This window comes from Bifidobacterium sp. SO1 (assembly GCF_018555335.1).
GTDB classification, from domain to species: Bacteria; Actinomycetota; Actinomycetes; order Actinomycetales; family Bifidobacteriaceae; genus Bifidobacterium; species Bifidobacterium simiiventris.
The window spans coordinates 128,759-144,836 of record NZ_JAFEJR010000003.1; the positions used below are offsets into that span (position 1 = coordinate 128,759).

Here is a 16,078-nt window from a genome sequence, read left to right on the forward strand (position 1 = left end):
CATCGGCGTGTTGTGGATAAGTCGCGGTGGATAATTCCATCCACAATGAGCCGCATTTCGGTACCGAACCGATTCACGGCACCGAGATACGGCTCGGACGTCAGCGTCAAGCCGCAGCCGAACAACTCACCAAGGCTTAGAACTGTTACCGGTGTTGTTCGTCGTTTCGGACTGCGATCCGTCGGCCGACGACCCATCTGCGGGAGCGTTCTGTCCGTTGGACTGCAGCAGTTCCTCCACCTGACGGCGCTGCTCGTCGGTCAGGCCGGACTGCGCCGAGCCGGAATCGTCCTGCGTCTGGTCGTTCGTGCCGCTCTGCCCCTCGGCCGTCTGGCCGTTCTGCTGATCGGTCTGCTCGCTCAGCCGTTGCCGTACCAGCTGCGTCAGTTTGGCGGAAACGTCGGCGTTCCTGGCGATCGCGTCACGTATCGACGGCAGCAGCACCGCACCGGCGGCCGCAGCGTCGCGGAACTGCGCGTCCGTCTGATCCTGCAGCGTGCTGAGCGCGTTGTAGTCCGGCGTCTCGGCGTTGACCGCCGCGATATGCTCCGTCAGATCGTCCGTGGCTCGGTTGAACGTGTCCACGGCGCGCAGGTTCACCGCCGCGAGCACTCCGAATACGACGAACACTGCGGCCGCCACGCCGAGCGCGACCCGCACCGCCAATCCCGCCCGAGCCTTGCGGGCCGAAGTCGTATCGCTCATATCAGCCTCCTCGACAATGCCAGCCACGAACCCGTCTCCCATGCCAGCAGCACCAGCGCGAGCAAGGCCAACGGCCAGACTACCGCGGTGGCGCGCGTGCGCTCTTTTACCGTTCGAGTGACCTGCCAGCGCGACGACAGTTCCTTGGACTGTCCTTCCGCCATGGTCGTGGTCGCGTTCACCGCAAGATACGATCCGCTCAGCTCGTCCGCGATGTCGCGCAGGTTCGTCTCATCCATGCGCGAGATGCCGGGCTGACCGGTGTCGGGATCAGTGACCCATGACCCGTCCTGCGTCTGTCCGCCGTCGGCTCCGTCCCGTATGACCGGGATCCTGCCGCCCTCCGTCGAACCCACGCCGACCGTGAACCCGTCGTTCACGTACTTGCGCAGCGTCGAATACGAACGCCGCGTCGTCGTTCCGGTCTCTTCGCCGTCGCTGATGAGATACACGATGATCGCGTCGTCCGGCCTGGATTCGTGCATCGCCTTGAGATTGACGAGCAGCTGGTCGAGGGGCGCGTCCAACGACGAACCCGCCGACACACTGGTCGCCTCCACGCCCAGCGTGTTCGCCCAGTTGCCGATCGCGCGCGCATCGGGGGTCAGCGGCACGTCCACCGTGCCGGACGAGCCGAAGCGCAATCCCATGAAACTGGCATCGGGGTACATCGCCGTGATATCGGCGACGGCACGCTTCGCGGCGTCGAGCCTGCTGATCGTCTCGTCCGAACCGTAGTGGGCGTCCGCAACGGCCATCGAACCGGTCACATCGACCGCGATGACCACGTCGGTCGCGTTGACGGCCTGGCTGGTCGTCGTCGAGACGATGCTGGGCGTGAGCGCCATCACCGCGAGCGTCACGCACAATGCCACGCGCCGTACGCAGGCCGCCACCGTCTCGTCGCTCGATCCGCGGTGCCGCACATGCACGATCACCGCGGCCGCCGCAAACGCCATCATGACCGTCGTCAGAACGATGCCGGCCGGCCAGCCGAGCGCGGGGGAGAACGTAAGATTCGTCAACATGCCGGTGAACGTCATCGACGCAACCTCCAAGCCAGGATCATCCAAACGGCTGTCACCACCGCAAGCGCGAGCGTCCACCAACCGGGGGCGTCGGTCACCGCGGCCTTGGCATCCGTCTGGCTGGCGGCCTCGCGCCTGTGGTTGATCTCGCGCACCAGCTGGCTGACGCTTGAGCCGTTCGACTGCGTGAGGAACATGCCGCCGTGCGCTTCGACGAGATTCCTCATATCGGTGGTCGTGGCCTCCGATTCGCTTGATTTCGGCCCCGAGAACAGGCCATCCACGGTGATGCCGGCACCGGAGACGAGGTCGAGGGCCGCGCTGAGCGTGTAAGTCGGGTCGCCGGAGACGACGTTATCGGTCGCCAGCACGATCGACGCGGCACGCTGGCGCTGCGCACCCGTGCCGGACGACGACCCGTAGGCGAATCCGGGCAGCATCGCCGCACAGCTGACCACGCCGTCGCCAATCAGCGAGGTCGCGTTCGTGCGGTTCTGCGTGCCGTCGAGCCAGTCGGAGATCTTCTGGTACTGTTCGTCGCTCATCTTGTCTATGTCGTCCTGCGTTTCGACCCCCTTGAGTATCTCGGCGGCCGATTCGAGTTGGGAGGCGACCAGATCGTAGTCGTCGGTCAGCGGGAACACGGTGCGCGACGTGGAGTTGAAGATGCTCAGTCCGATACGCTCACCTTGGAAATGGGACACGAGATCACGGTATGTTTCGATGACCTCGCGGTCATACGGCAGCGTGGAGCCGGATACGTCGAGACACAGCACGATGTCGCGTTTGCTGGCCCGTTCCTCGCTCACGTCGATGGAGGATGGACGCGCGACCAGCACGACGGCCAATGCGCCGGCTACGACGAGCAGTGCGACGGCGACGCGGTTGAGCGTGCGCCAGCGTCGCAACTGACGTGCGGCATGTTCGGTCGCCAGATCGTCGTCCAACGAGAACACGGGCGCGTCGTCGGCACGATCCCGCACCGGCCGGGAACAGACGACGATCAGTATGATCACGGCCACCGCAACCAGAACCGCGGCCAACGCGGCCCACGGCCATTGCCAGGTCAGCGTCGAGGACTGCATCAGCGCCACCTTTCCATCAGATTCGACACCCAGCCGGCCGCCTCGTCCACACTCGTCTCACCCGCGAGACGATTCAGCCCGGCATCGGCGAACTCCGCGGGGTACAGCGCCGAAATCGTCTGCTTGAGCAGATCGAAGCTACGGCGGTTGCCGTCCGTGCGCGGCAGCACGACAAGATCGCTCAGCGTGCTGGCTCGCATGTCCATGCCGCTCGCCTCGCTCGCGAACCGTCTGGCGACATCGGCGAGCTCGACGAACGACTCCTCCCGCGACAGGGAACCGTCATGATAACGGCGCACGACGTCGTCGACGATCCGCCGCCAACGAGCCAGCATGCCGTCGTCGACGTGGACACCGCGCGCGCCGCGACGGGCAACGATCTTTTTCGGACGCGACAGCAGCACGATCGCGACGATCAGCATGGCTGCCATCGCCGCGCATGAGACGACAACGGCGATCAGCGGCGCGCCCAGATCGAGTCGACCGACCGGATTCAACCCGTCCGTGCCATCGGCAAGCAGCATGACGGTCATCGCACACCTCCGGAACGTATCTCATTGAACGCGGGCGAAACGGTGGCCAGCGACACCAGCTGCACGAACTCGTCGAACATCGCCTCGCTGGACGCGCCTCGAATCATGCGCGAGCCGCACCGGGCCAGCTCCCGCTGCAGTGAGGCGGCCACGAACCCACGGTGCACGTTCACCTGTTCGGCGCTTGCCGCGTCGCGCAGGAACGAGGGAACACGCCGGCGGCGCACGCCGTCGACGACCGTCATGCCGGCATGGCCGACGAACGGGTTGATCGTGGCCACGTCGATGAGCACGACCGGATGCGTGCGTGCAATGCGACCGATAAGCGCGACATGCCGTTGCCCGAGGGCATGCTCGTCGGTGGCGAGCACGATCAACGCGTCTCGGTCCCGGATACGCCGCGCGTATTCCAACAAGGCGTCGATGTTGCGTTCGTGCGCCCACTCGCGTTCCAACGCCTGATCAAGCGTGCGCTCGAACTGGCTGAACCCTCCATGGAACGGCACGCGCGTGATGCTCGCCGCATCGCCGAACACCAGCGAGATATCGTCGGATCGACGCAACGACAACGCCGCGAACATACGCAGCGCGTTCGCGGCGATCTGCCATGCCTGTTCTCCGCCTTCGCACGCGCCGGTCATCTCGCGGCCGACGTCGAGCAGCAGCCAGACGCGGCTCGTTGCCCGACGTTCGCGCTGGGCGGCCATCGGGCGTCCCAGACGGGCGCTCGCCTTCCAGTCGATGGCGCGTGCCTCGTCGCCGGGGCCGTAGACATGGATGTCCATCACGTCGTCGTTGCCGCCACGACGGCCCGAGGCGTGCTCTCCCTCAAGGACGCCCAACGCCTTGCGCACGGTCGGCAGGCTCAGCGATGTGCCGAGGGATTCGATTTTCCTGCGAATCGGATCCTCGTTCGGCGTGCGTCCGATCATGGAACCGGAACCGCCTTGACGATCGAATCGACCACCTGATCGGCGCTCACGCCGTCAGCCAGCGCCTCGAACGTGAGCATGATGCGGTGGCGCAGCACCTGATGCGAGAACGCCTTGATGTCTTCGGGCACCACGTAGTCACGTCCGGCCAGCAGGGCGTTCGCCTGTCCGATGCGTGTCAGGGCGATCGAGGCTCGCGGGCTCGCCCCGAGCCTGACCAGCTGCGCCAGCCCCTTGACCGGGTGCGTGCCCGCGCCACGCGACGTCGCGGCCATATCGACCGCATACCGCATGATCGCATCCGATACATGCACGCGTCGCGCAGCCGCGCGCAGGAACTCGACATCGCGGATCGACAGCACGTCGGGAGCCAGCGTGGACGGATCGAGCGTATCCGAACCGCGACGGGTAAGCATCGCCAGCATGCGGGCCTCCTCGTCGGCACTCGGATAGGTCATCACCGCCTTCATCATGAAGCGGTCCATCTGGGCCTCGGGCAGGTTGAACGTGCCCTCCTCCTCGATGGGGTTCTGCGTGGCGATCACCATGAACGGCTTGGGCAGTTCGATGCGCTCGCCGCCGATGGTGGTCGCGCCTTCGGCCATCGCCTCGAGCATCGCGGACTGGGTCTTCGCGTTGGAACGATTGATCTCGTCGAGCAGCACGAAGTTCGCATGGATCGGGCCGATCTGCGTGGTGAACCGCTGCGAGGCGAAGTCGAAAACCTGCGTGCCCACCAGATCGGACGGCATAAGATCAGGCGTGCATTGGACGCGCTTGAACGTGCCGGACACCGAAGTGGCGAGCGTCTGCGCGGCCGTGGTCTTCGCCAGTCCCGGCACCGATTCGATGAGGATGTGGCCGCCGGCCACAAGCGTGACGATGAGCGACTCGCGCAGGTTGTCCTGTCCGATCAGCGTGGCCGCGAAGCGTGAGCGCAGACGGTCGGCAAGCTGACGGGCGCGGGCTACATCGTCCGCGGCCAGACCGACCGTCGAGGATGGCTGCGGTATGGCCGGCATCGCGGGCGCGGCGGGAGGCATGGCGGAGCCGGGCTGCGGCGGAACGTTCGGTTGCATCGGAAATAAAGGCATGCGCCCCACTGTAACCGCACTTGCTGAGATTTGATTTCAGCTGTGGGCGGGAAGGGTCCAGTCCACAGGCTCGGCGCCCATGGCCTTGAGGGCGGCATTGACGCGGGAGAACGGCTTGGATCCGAAGAAGCCCCGCGAGGCGGACAGCGGGCTCGGATGAGGGGATTTGATGATGACCGCGTTCGTCAGCAGCGGTTCGAGCGTCTGCGCGTTGCGTCCCCACAGGATGGCCACCAGCGGTTTGGGCTTGCCGTCGGCGTCGGTGCGCGCGTTCAGCGCCCGGATGGCGGCATCGGTGATCTGCTCCCAGCCCTTGCCCTGGTGTGAGTTCGGCCTGCCGACGCCGACCGTCAGACATCTGTTGAGCAACATCACGCCCTGATGCGTCCACGGCGTCAGATCGCCGTTGGCCGGTACCGGCACGCCCAGGTCGTCGACCAGCTCCTTGTAGATGTTGATCAGACTCTTCGGCAGCGGCCGTACGTCGGGCGCGACGCAGAAGCTCAAACCCACCGGATGCCCCGGCGTGGGATACGGGTCCTGGCCGACGATCAGCACCTTGATCGAATCGAACGGGATCGTGAACGCCCTGAGGATATTGCGGCTCGCCGGCAGGTAATGGCGTCCCGCGGCGAGTTCGGCGCGCAGGAAATCGCCCATGCGGTGCACGTCGGGCTCCACCGGGGCGAGCGCTTCGGCCCAGCCGGCCTCGACGAGTTGCGACAGCGGTTTGACATGAGTTGCATCCATGTGAAAATACTGTAGGCGTACCGCCGGTCGTCCGCGTCGCCGAGCGCCTCGACCGGTTCCGCCGGCCGCTTGGGCAAGGTGGCGGTTAGACTCTTGACTAGCTGTGTATGGAAGGGCTGATATGGCGAAACAAGACAAAGCGACCTACGATTCGTATGCTCCCGATATGTTCGACAACCCGCCGGTCGGGCCGGTGGGCGTTCATCGTGGGCCTCGTTCGCTGGGCGCGCGTGTCGCCCCGTATCTCACCGTGCTTGTCATCGCGATCCTCGCCGGTGCACTGACCTGGAGTGTCGTGACGGGCGAGTTCTCCAAGGTGCTTGGCCTGTCGAGCGGGTCCGACGCCACCACTTCGCAGACCAGCGGCGGTTCGTCGGATCAGGCCTCCACGTCGGGTTCCGGCACCGGCTCGGATACCGGTTCCGATGACTCCTCTTCCTCCTCGAATACCGAAGCCAATACGGATAGTTCGGATTCCACCGACGGCGACGGCACGACGGACAGCCAGTCGAGCGAGCAGAACGCCGATTCCCAGAACGGTGACCAGAGCGCGCAGGTGAACAAGGCGGCCTCGGTGCGTGTCGTGAACGCCTCCGGTATCAACGGATACGCCGGCCAGAAGAAGACCGCACTCGAAACGGCCGGATACACGTCCGTCGAGGCCGCGAACCCGACCTCGAGCGATCTGCCGACGGCCAATGTCGTGTGGTATCAGAACGACACGGACAAGGCGACCGCCGAGGACGTTGCCGCCACGCTCGGCATCTCCGACGTGCAGCAGGCGACCGGTCTGGACGTGTCCGTGGTGGTCGTGCTGCTCAACTGAGCGCGATGCGCGCCGCGCATCGTCGCGGCCGCATAGTGACCGGTTCCGGCCCGTGAAGCCGGACGACGAATGCGCTTCGTCCCGCCACTCGCTACAATAGGGATAGTCGCAAGGCGGGGGGAGTGCGATTTGTGCTGTGTGTGTTCTCTTCCTTTGAGTCTGCGATGTTCGGATTACCAAAGAAAGAATGGTTATGGCACACGGAACCGTGAAGTTCTTCAGCGCAGGAAAGGGTTACGGCTTCATCAACCCGGATGATGGTGGCGATGATGTGTTTGTCCACTACTCGGTGATACAGGCCGATGGATTCAAGACGCTGGACGAAGGGGACAAGGTCGAATATGAGGCCGAGCGCGGCCCCAAGGGCATGCAGGCAACCAAGGTGATCAAGCTGTAGGGATCGTCTTGTTCGACAGTCTTCCGGCAATCAGCCCCGAACGCATTCGCTTGCGTTTCGGGGCTGATTTCGTATGCGGACAGTTTGCCGTAAGCACAATCGCCGGCCGAGCGGTTGGCACTCGGGCACCGAGAGTGCTAATCTCCCAATTAGCACTCGGAAGGCGAGAGTGATAACCGGCAGCTGACGGCCGGTCCCCGCCCGGCGTCTTCCGGTGAAAACAAGTACCGTGAAGCCATTTGGAGGATATCAACCATGGCAAAGATCATTTCGTACGACGAGGAAGCTCGCCAGGGAATGCTCGCGGGCCTCGACAAGCTCGCCAACACCGTCAAGGTCACCCTTGGTCCGAAGGGCCGCAACGTGGTGCTCGACAAGACCTATGGCGCGCCGACCATCACCAACGATGGCGTCTCCATCGCCAAGGAGATCGATCTTGAGGATCCGTACGAGCGCATCGGCGCCGAGCTGGTCAAGGAAGTCGCCAAGAAGACCGACGACGTCGCCGGCGACGGCACCACCACCGCTACCGTGCTGGCTCAGGCCCTCGTGCACGAAGGTCTCAAGAACGTGACCGCCGGCTCCAACCCGATCGCGCTGCGCCGCGGCATCGAGAAGGCCACCGAGGCCATCGTCAAGGAGCTGAAGGCTTCCGCCAAGGAAGTCGAGACCAAGGAAGAGATCGCCGCGACCGCGACCATCTCCGCCGGTGACGAGGAGATCGGCGACAAGATCGCCGAGGCGCTCGACAAGGTCGGCGAGGACGGCGTCGTGACCGTCGAAGACAACCAGGGCTTCGGCCTGGACCTCGAGTTCACCGAGGGCATGCGCTTCGACAAGGGCTACATCTCCGGCTACTTCGCCGCGGGCTCCGAGAACCAGACCGTGTCGTTCGATGACCCGTACATCCTGCTGACCACCAGCAAGATGTCGAGCATGACCGACTTCACCCACATCGCCGAGCAGGTCGTCAAGACCGGCAAGCCGCTGCTGGTCATCGCCGAGGATGTCGACGGCGAGGCCCTGGCCGGCATGGTCATCAACCACACCCGTGGCGCGATCAAATGCTGCGCCGTCAAGGCCCCGGGCTTCGGCGACCGCCGCAAGGCCATGCTGCAGGATATGGCCATCCTGACCGGTGGCCAGGTCGTCTCCGACGATCTGGGCCTCAAGCTCGACTCCGTGGATCTGTCCATGCTCGGCTCCGCCAAGAAGGTCACCGTGACCAAGGACGAGACCACCATCGTGTCCGGCGCCGGCTCCGCCGATGAGATCGCCGCTCGCGTCGAGCAGATCCGTGGCGAAATGGCCAACACCGATTCCGACTACGACCGCGAGAAGCTGCAGGAGCGCCTGTCCAAGCTCGCCGGCGGCGTGGCCGTCATCAAGGTCGGTGCCGCCACTGAAGTCGAGGCCAAGGAGCGCAAGCACCGCATCGAGGACGCCGTGCGCAACGCCAAGGCCGCCATTGAGGAAGGCCTGCTGCCCGGTGGTGGCGTGGCCCTGATTCAGGCTGCAGCCAAGGCCGAGAAGGACGTCAAGCTCGACGGCGACGAGGCCACCGGTGCCGCGATCGTGTTCCGTGCGATCGAGGCCCCGATCAAGCAGATCGCCGAGAACGCCGGCCTGTCCGGTGACGTCGTCATCGACAAGGTTCGTGCGCTGCCTGCCGGCCAGGGCCTGAACGCCGCGACCGACACCTACGAGGATCTGCTGGCCGCCGGCGTCGCCGACCCGGCCAAGGTGACCCGTTCCGCGCTGCAGAACGCCGCCTCCATCGCCGGCCTGTTCCTGACCACCGAAGCCGTGGTGGCCAACAAGCCGGAACCGCCGGCAGCTCCGGCCGCCGGCGCCGGCGCCGACATGGGCTACTGATCCCGTCGGTGACCGACTGATCTCAGGGAGACTCCCCATTGGGGGAGTCTCCCTTTTTTCGTCATCATGCAGTGAACAGACGTGCCGCCTGCGCTTCGGCTTCGGCGTAGACGCTGGAAGCGGACGCCAGCGCACGCTGGATCGATTCCAGCGACTGCTCCATCTGCTGTTGTGCGGCGCGCCACTGCTCGGCGACGGACGCGAACTGCGTGGCGGCGCCACCGCGCCAGACGCCCTGCAGATGATTGAGATTGGCGTACATGCCGTTGACCGCCTGACGGATCGCGTTGACCGACGCGTTCACGGCCGCCGACGAGGACTGGATCTGCTCGGAATCCACTTGATACTGGGGCATGGCGTTCTCCTTTCCGAAAGAACGGGTTGTGTGTGGTTATGACAGCGACCGGATGCTTGGCGAAGCCGGCCGCTAAGGTGGACGATATGACAGATCACGAAATCGCAGCGACGAAAACGACCTATGTGGTCGAACGGTATTCTCACGGCGTGTCGCCAGTATTCGCAGTGCTTGCGGCGTTGCTCACCCTGATTTTGTGTTTTGGAAATTGTTCCGCGATCGCTCTCGCCGACGATACGGGTACGACGAATGACGCCACCGGCGGCGATTCGTCATCCGATACGTCAGGTACCACATCCACCTTCACCGACGACGTCACCGACGTCAACAACCTGTTTGGTTCCGACCTGACCAAAGTGACCGATGCGATCAAAACGACCAAGGACGAGACGGGTGTCACGGTACGACTGATGTACATACCGAGCTTCGGCACGACGAGTAAGCCCGCCAAATGGGCGAGCGACGTGCTGGAGGCCATGTCCCCGGCCAAAAACACGGTGATGCTGGCCGTGGCGTCCAACGACGGCAACCTGGTGGTGGCCGTTTCGTCGAATTCCGAGGAATGGCTGAAAAAGCAGCAGACCGTGGACGACCTGTCGAAGGCCGCGGCCGATCCGTTGCTGGAAAGTACGCCGGACTGGGCCGGGTCGGCCATCGCGATGATGGACGAGCTTGTCAAGCAAAGCAAGACCGCGACCTCGAGTTCCTCGGTGACGGTCGGCATCGTCGTGATGGTCGTAGTGCTGGCCGTGCTGGTGACGATCATCGCCGCGGCCATTGTGATCCGCCGCCGCATCAAGCGTAAGGTGATGAGGATGGCTGCGGAGCGTAGGAAAAACGCAGCCGACTCCGGTGAAGAGACCGGCGACGATGAGGAGCACCTCAGCCGCAAGGAGATCCGCATGCGCCGCAAGGCCGGCATGTGGAAACAATAAAATCTACAGACGGCATTCAGGAAACCTTCAGATCGGCGCGACATGCTGGGAGGCATGAGTAAGCCTATTGAAGCATCGATCGTAGTTGTGGACGACGAGCCCTCCATCCGCGAGCTGCTCGTCGCCTCCTTGCATTTCGCCGGTTTCGAGGTCGCCACCGCGGCTTCGGGCTCCGAGGCCATCGAGGTTATCGAGAAGACGGATCCCGATCTCATCGTGCTTGACGTGATGTTGCCTGACATCGACGGCTTCACCGTGACGCGTCGCATCCGTCAGGAAGGCATCAGCGCGCCCGTGCTGTTCCTCACCGCACGCGACGACACGCAGGACAAGGTCATGGGTCTGACCGTCGGCGGCGACGACTACGTCACCAAGCCGTTCAGCCTCGAGGAGGTGGTCGCCCGCATCCGCGCGATCCTGCGCCGCACCCGCGAGCAGGTCGAGGACGACCCGATCATCCGCGTCGGCGACCTCGAGATCAACGAGGACTCGCACGACGTGTCACGCGCCGGCCAGCCGATCGACCTGAGCCCGACCGAATACAAGCTGCTGCGCTATCTCATGGACAATGAGGGTCGTGTGCTCTCCAAGGCGCAGATTCTCGACCACGTCTGGCAGTACGACTGGGGCGGCGACGCGGCCATCGTCGAATCGTACATCTCGTACCTGCGCAAGAAGGTGGACGGCATCACCTACACCGACGCCAATGGCGAAACGCGCAAGGTCACCCCGCTGATCGAAACTAAGCGCGGCATCGGCTACATGATCCGCGAACCGAAGACCGCACCCGGCGCATGAGCAACGAATCGCAGCAACCCACGGGCGGCGCACCATCGAACGGCACTCCCATGAACGGGAACCCGGCGAACGGTGCGCCGCAGCCGTCTCCCGCACCTGCTTGGCAGCCGCAACCGGCCTCGCCGCAGCCGTCGGCAGCTACGCAGTCCCAACCGTCGTCTCCGGCCTCGCAGCCGCAGTCGTCGCCTGCCGCACGGTCCGCGGCTCATGCCACGTCGAGCGCCACGGCACCGGCCGTCGCCGCACCGACCAAGCCGAACTGGTTCCAACGTCACGTACGCCGTCGCATCGACGCGGTCCCGCTGAGCACCAAACTCGTCGCCTGCATCATCGTGCTGCTCACCATCGGCTCGTTCGCCCTATCGTTCTCCATTCGCCAGCTCGTCAGCAGCTACCTGATGGAGAAAACCGACAAGCAGCTGTCCAACCAAAGCGAGTTGGTCGTCAACGCGGCCGACATTCTCGCCAAAACCGACCCCAGCCAGTCCAATTTCGGACTTAATGACTACTACGTGCAGCTGCGCGATCTCAACTACAAAATCGTGCGCGTGCCGCTCAAGCCCACGTCCACCAACGGCACGACCAGCATCGCGCCGCTGCTGCCGGACGACGGGTCGATGGGATCGGTGCAGCTCGGCGTACCGTTCACCACCACCGCGGTCGTGACGACCACTACGGTGTCAGGCCAGAACGGTCAGAACGGCAGCAACCAGAACGGCAACGGCCAGAACAATGGCCAGAACAGCCAAGGCAATACGGACGGCGATTCGCAGGGCAATCAGGATAATTCCGACGCCCAGAACACGCAGTCCCAGCAGGGGCAGATCACCGTCACCAAGACGAATACGCCATGGCGTGTGCTTGTCCTGCCGACCATCGACAAAAATGGAACTCCCAGCGGTTACGCGTTCATCGCGCTGCCGCTCAAGGACGTGGTCGACACCACCAACACGCTCACCCGATACAGTGCGATGGTCGGCATCGCGGTCGTGCTGCTCGGCGCGGCGATCGGTACGCTGCTCGTGCAGACCACGCTCACCCCGCTCAAGCGCATCGAGAAGACCGCCGCGAAAATCGCCGCCGGCGACCTGAGCCAGCGTGTGCCGTCCGCGCCGGAAAACACTGAGGTCGGCTCGCTCGCCGCGTCGCTGAACGCCATGCTCGCCCGCATCGAACAAAGCTTCCATGAGCAGCAGGAAACGACCGAGAAAATGAAGCGGTTCGTCTCCGACGCCAGCCACGAGCTGCGCACGCCGCTCGCGGCCATCCACGGCTATGCGGAACTGTACAAGATGCAGCGCGAGTTCCCAGGGGCCCTCGAGCGTGCCGACGAGTCGATCGAGCACATCGAGGCGTCCAGCGCTCGCATGACCGTGCTCGTCGAGGATCTGCTCTCGCTTGCGCGCCTCGACGAAGGCCGCGGCATCGACCTGACCCAGCAGGTGCCACTCACGTCGATCGTGTCGGACGCTACCGAGGACCTGCACGCGCTCGACCCCGAACGCGGCATCCGTTCGGGACGGCTCGATCTGGTGCCGTCCGAGGATGGCAGCGGTTCACGATTCGTGTTCGAGGAAGGGGACATGCCGCAGATCACGCTCTCCGGCGACGGATCGCGCCTGCGCCAGGTTGTCACCAATATCGTCGGCAACATCCATCGCTATACGCCGGCCGACTCTCCGGTCGAGGTATCGATGGGCGTGCTGCCCGCGTCGATCAGCCCCGAATCGCTGGCCCGTATGCCCGCAACCGAAGCCTCGATGAAGCATCTGGTCGAAGCGGTCGAGGTCGGCCAGACCATGCACGTCGGCATGAACTACGCGTTCGTCCGGTTCTCCGACCACGGTCCCGGCGTGCCCGAGGCGTCGCGTTCGCAGATCTTCGAGCGGTTCTACACCGCCGACCCGTCGCGTGCCAGGCTCAAGGGCGGTACCGGGCTCGGCATGGCGATCGCGCTGTCGGTCGTCAAGGCGCATCGGGGGTTCATCTGCGCGTCCGGCTCTCAGGGAGGCGGACTGACGCTGACGGTGGTGCTGCCGATCGCCCCGGTCGAGCCGCAGGTCGGCGCCGCGCACGGGACGATGGCCGTGCCGGCCGCCGCGGTGAACGCCACTGAGACGCGGCAGCGTTCCGCTAAGCCGGACAAGAAAACCCGTGTTCGCTGAACAGACCTTGAGGTAAACTGTTACTTTGGTTTGAAGTCGGCGGGCACGGGGTCCGCCGACATGCGAGGCGAAGAACGAGGTGTGACACAATGCCCAGTGGACGAGTGCGCTGGTTCGATGCGAACAAGAAGTACGGTTTCATCATCAACGAGGAAGGCAAGGATGTGTTCCTGCCGGCCGCCGCGTTGCCTGTAGGCGTCACCACGCTGCGCAAGGGCGCGAAGGTGGAGTACTCGGTGGTCGACGGTCGTCGCGGTCCGCAGGCGATGGGCGTGACGCTGGTCGAAAGCGCCCCTTCGCTGGTCAAGGCCACGCGCCCGAAGCCGGACGACATGGCCGCCATCGTCGAGGATCTCATCAAGCTGCTCGATTCAGCTGGCAACGATCTGCGCCGCCATCACTACCCATCCGCCGCCGACAGCAAGAAGCTGGCCACGCTCATGCGCGCCGTGGCCGACAATTTCGACGTACAGGAATGATCCATGAGCGATGAGATGACCATGCAGGACATGGCCCAGACGCAGGAGCCCGCCGAGCTCGCCCGCGCGGTGGCGCTCGACATGGCCGACGAGCCCGAGCAGGTCGGTGCGTTCGTGGAATCGGTCGATCTGGGCGACCATGTAACCGATTTCCGGTTCGTCTGTGGCATCAGGGGCTACGAGGGCTGGCAGTGGTCGGTCACGCTCTACCATGACGAGGAAACCAAACGGTGGACGGTCAACGAATCCTCGCTGATTCCCACCGAAACTGCGCTGCGACCGCCGCAGTGGGTGCCGTGGAAGGATCGGCTGGAACCGACCGATCTGTCGGTGACCGATTCGATCGGTACCGATCCGGACGACCCGCGCATCGAGGACGGATTCCGCAGGACACAGCCGGCTGACGATACGCTCGATGCCGGTGCCGTGACCGATACCGTTGAGGACGCTAATCCCGCAGCTGGTTCGGACGACGAGGTGAAGTCCGGCTCCGGCGATTCGACCGGCTGCGATGGTGTCGCGGATGGCACGGTTTCCGAAGAAGACGAAGGCGAATCCGCGCGGTCTGTCACGTCCGAGCAGGACATCGACGACGCGGTGGACGAATTCGACCTTTCGCGTCGCCACGTGCTGAGCGCACTTGGCCGCTCCCAGACCGCGAAGCGCTGGTACGAGGGGCCGCACGGTCCGAAATCGCTGTCCACGAAGACTGCGGACGGCAATGTCTGCGCGAACTGCGGTTTCTTCATTCAGCTCAAGGGAGAATTGAACGTCCTGTTCGGCGTGTGCGCGAACAAGTGGAGCCCGGATGACGGGCGCGTGGTGTCGGTGGATCATGGATGCGGCGAGCATTCCGAGATCGCTCCGCCCGAGCCGACGCATCTGTGGGTGCAGTCCAAGCCTGCCTACGACGACTACCATATCGACGTGATCGCGCAGACACCGCGTGAGGAGAACGGCCAGATCGAGCTACTCGAGCGTCTGACCGATGCCGGCATCAAGGTCGGCAAGGGCGTGATCGTCCTCAAGTCGCAGTTGTAGACGCCCAGACGACCGAGGGGCGTTGGAAGATCGATTCCAACGCCCCTCGGTCGTTCTGCAGCCGGCTTATGCGGCCGCGTCCCGGTCAGTGCACGACGGTGAGGGTGCATTCGGACAGGACGACGAGCTGCTTGGACACCGAGCCGAGGAAATGCGCGTCCAGCCCGGACAGCCCGCGCGACCCCACGACCAGATGACTCGCGTACCGCGACGCCGCGATCAGACCCTTTGCCGCGGCGATGTGGAACGCGTGCGCATGTACGTCGACCCCGTCGGGGAACGATGCGCCCCGCATGAGATCGCTGAGCATGTGTTCGGCGCGGTTCTGACCCGCCTCCACGGAGGCGATGGCGTTCTCGTAGCCAGGCACCGTGCCCAGATCGCGCAACTGCCAGCAAAACAGTACATGCAACGGCAAGCCATGCACCAGGGCCTCATGGGCGGCGAACTCCAGCGCGCGTCGCGACGTGGCCGAGCCGTCCACGCCAACCACCACCGGCCGCCCGCTGATTTCGAGATTCGGACGGTCGTAGCCGGTCGTCACGTTCGCCGGGGTCAGCGCGTTCGCGATCGCGTCCTGCATCGACTCGTCCTCGTCGGAGAAAATACGCACCACCGTCACCGGGACCGTTGCCTCCTCGGCCAGCGATGCCGAGAACGAACCGGTGAACCAGCGGGCCACCCGTCCCAGCGACCGTCTGCCCACGACCAGCTGTTGGGCGTCCTCGCCGATTTTCAGCAACGCGGCCGAGCCGGACGCATGCACCGACGTGAGCTTGACCTTGTCGAGCGACACATCGTCCATGCCTGCCACCGCGGCATCGACCCAGTCCCTGAGCCGCTCCGCGATCCGCAACCGCAGTTGCTCCCAGCCATCCTCACTGTCCGGCTCGGGGCCCATGTCCCACGAACGCGTCCATCCGTACACGGCGTTCACCTGCTGGCCGGTTAGCTGGGACTCGCGTAACGCCCAGCGCAACGCGGCGAACGACTCGTCGGAACCATCCACGCCGACCACGATGTCGGCCAGATTCATATTGTCAGCCATGATGCCTCCCTTGTGCAACGTGCATAACAACC

Annotated in this window: 17 protein-coding genes; 8 read left to right on the forward strand and 9 right to left on the reverse strand. The window is 64.5% G+C overall.

The genetic code is table 11. From position 1 onward, the window contains the following. Positions 1-126: 126 nt before the first annotated feature. The 7 genes from JS541_RS04160 to JS541_RS04190 are packed head-to-tail and all read right to left on the reverse strand — an operon-like array spanning position 127 to position 6,127. Positions 127-705, reverse strand: a complete 579-nt coding sequence (locus JS541_RS04160; protein ID WP_214373230.1) for a DUF6466 family protein — start codon at positions 703-705, stop codon at positions 127-129. Further along, positions 702-1,730, reverse strand: a complete 1,029-nt coding sequence (locus JS541_RS04165) for a vWA domain-containing protein (RefSeq protein WP_214373336.1) — start codon at positions 1,728-1,730, stop codon at positions 702-704. Before JS541_RS04165 ends, JS541_RS04160 begins: the two co-directional genes overlap by 4 nt. A gap of 14 nt (positions 1,731-1,744) precedes the next feature. Then, positions 1,745-2,818, reverse strand: coding sequence for a VWA domain-containing protein (locus tag JS541_RS04170; protein WP_214373231.1), 1,074 nt, complete (start codon positions 2,816-2,818; stop codon positions 1,745-1,747). Then, positions 2,818-3,351, reverse strand: coding sequence for a hypothetical protein (locus JS541_RS04175; RefSeq protein ID WP_214373232.1), 534 nt, complete (start codon positions 3,349-3,351; stop codon positions 2,818-2,820). The genes JS541_RS04170 and JS541_RS04175 overlap by 1 nt, the downstream gene beginning before the upstream one ends. After that, positions 3,348-4,283, reverse strand: a complete 936-nt coding sequence (locus JS541_RS04180) for a DUF58 domain-containing protein (protein ID WP_214373233.1) — start codon at positions 4,281-4,283, stop codon at positions 3,348-3,350. The genes JS541_RS04175 and JS541_RS04180 overlap by 4 nt, the downstream gene beginning before the upstream one ends. Further along, positions 4,280-5,377 (reverse strand): MoxR family ATPase, encoded by a 1,098-nt coding sequence (locus tag JS541_RS04185; RefSeq protein ID WP_214373234.1) that lies wholly within the window; start codon positions 5,375-5,377, stop codon positions 4,280-4,282. Before JS541_RS04185 ends, JS541_RS04180 begins: the two co-directional genes overlap by 4 nt. Before the next feature lie 36 nt (positions 5,378-5,413). Continuing rightward, on the reverse strand, positions 5,414-6,127 hold the full coding sequence (locus JS541_RS04190; protein WP_214373235.1) for a uracil-DNA glycosylase: 714 nt from the start codon (positions 6,125-6,127) through the stop codon (positions 5,414-5,416). A gap of 121 nt (positions 6,128-6,248) precedes the next feature. Between JS541_RS04190 and JS541_RS04195 the strand changes: the two genes are divergently transcribed. From JS541_RS04195 to groL, 3 genes are all read left to right on the forward strand, one after another. Beyond that, positions 6,249-6,953 (forward strand): LytR C-terminal domain-containing protein, encoded by a 705-nt coding sequence (locus tag JS541_RS04195; RefSeq protein WP_214373236.1) that lies wholly within the window; start codon positions 6,249-6,251, stop codon positions 6,951-6,953. A 193-nt stretch (positions 6,954-7,146) separates the two neighbouring features. After that, positions 7,147-7,350 carry a cold-shock protein gene (locus JS541_RS04200; protein WP_094729628.1) on the forward strand — a complete coding sequence of 68 codons (204 nt, stop codon included), beginning with the start codon at positions 7,147-7,149 and terminating at the stop codon, positions 7,348-7,350. A 255-nt stretch (positions 7,351-7,605) separates the two neighbouring features. Next, positions 7,606-9,225 carry a chaperonin GroEL gene (groL, locus tag JS541_RS04205; protein ID WP_214373237.1) on the forward strand — a complete coding sequence of 540 codons (1,620 nt, stop codon included), beginning with the start codon at positions 7,606-7,608 and terminating at the stop codon, positions 9,223-9,225. A gap of 64 nt (positions 9,226-9,289) precedes the next feature. On the opposite strand, the gene JS541_RS04210 is transcribed toward groL, so the two are convergent. Continuing rightward, entirely contained in the window at positions 9,290-9,580 is a 291-nt protein-coding gene (locus tag JS541_RS04210) for a WXG100 family type VII secretion target (protein ID WP_214373238.1), read from the reverse strand. Between the two features lie 86 nt (positions 9,581-9,666). Here JS541_RS04210 and JS541_RS04215 point away from each other — a divergent pair, with 86 nt between their 5' ends. From JS541_RS04215 to JS541_RS04235, 5 genes are all read left to right on the forward strand, one after another. Further along, positions 9,667-10,515 (forward strand): TPM domain-containing protein, encoded by an 849-nt coding sequence (locus JS541_RS04215; RefSeq protein WP_214373239.1) that lies wholly within the window; start codon positions 9,667-9,669, stop codon positions 10,513-10,515. A 54-nt stretch (positions 10,516-10,569) separates the two neighbouring features. Further along, positions 10,570-11,313 carry a response regulator transcription factor gene (locus tag JS541_RS04220; RefSeq protein WP_214373240.1) on the forward strand — a complete coding sequence of 248 codons (744 nt, stop codon included), beginning with the start codon at positions 10,570-10,572 and terminating at the stop codon, positions 11,311-11,313. Next, on the forward strand, positions 11,310-13,478 hold the full coding sequence (locus JS541_RS04225) for a HAMP domain-containing sensor histidine kinase (RefSeq protein WP_240539243.1): 2,169 nt from the start codon (positions 11,310-11,312) through the stop codon (positions 13,476-13,478). The genes JS541_RS04220 and JS541_RS04225 overlap by 4 nt, the downstream gene beginning before the upstream one ends. 89 nt (positions 13,479-13,567) lie before the next feature. Beyond that, complete coding sequence (locus JS541_RS04230) at positions 13,568-13,957, forward strand: cold shock domain-containing protein (protein ID WP_214373241.1); 390 nt, start codon at positions 13,568-13,570, stop codon at positions 13,955-13,957. 3 nt (positions 13,958-13,960) lie between these two features. Beyond that, complete coding sequence (locus JS541_RS04235; RefSeq protein ID WP_346428288.1) at positions 13,961-14,998, forward strand: DUF3027 domain-containing protein; 1,038 nt, start codon at positions 13,961-13,963, stop codon at positions 14,996-14,998. A gap of 85 nt (positions 14,999-15,083) precedes the next feature. Here JS541_RS04235 and JS541_RS04240 read toward each other — a convergent pair whose 3' ends face one another. Beyond that, entirely contained in the window at positions 15,084-16,046 is a 963-nt protein-coding gene (locus JS541_RS04240; RefSeq protein WP_214373242.1) for a universal stress protein, read from the reverse strand. Between the last annotated feature and the right edge of the window lie 32 nt (positions 16,047-16,078).